The sequence below is a fragment of the Salinisphaera sp. Q1T1-3 genome, assembly GCF_003602005.1.
Taxonomy (GTDB): Bacteria; Pseudomonadota; Gammaproteobacteria; order Nevskiales; family Salinisphaeraceae; genus Salinisphaera.
The window spans coordinates 1-379 of sequence record NZ_QZWD01000054.1; the positions used below are offsets into that span (position 1 = coordinate 1).

Annotated in this window: 1 pseudogene; it reads left to right on the forward strand. The window is 32.2% G+C overall.

Going from position 1 to position 379, the window contains the following annotated elements:
- A pseudogene (locus D3260_RS17140) lies at window positions 1-379 on the forward strand (proline dehydrogenase family protein); the annotation flags it as partial.

The following is a 379-nucleotide window of genomic DNA, read 5'->3' on the forward strand; positions in this document are numbered from 1 at the left end:
TATTTATACGATAGCCACGAATTAGTTGATAAGTAGCAAGATTTACGATTACGTTTGGTTAAAGGTGCATATAAAGAAAACGAATCAATTGCATTTCAATCTAAGGAAGACGTAGATGCAAATTACATCAAGATAATTGAACAACGTTTGTTAAACGCACGCAATTTCACTTCAATTGCAACACATGACCATCGCATCATTAATCATGTAAAACAATTTATGAAAGAAAATCACATTGAAAAAGATCGTATGGAATTCCAAATGCTCTATGGTTTTAGATCAGAGTTAGCAGAAGAAATCGCAAATGAAGGCTATAATTTCACTATTTATGTACCTTATGGCGATGATTGGTTTGCATATTTTATGAGAAGATTAGCAG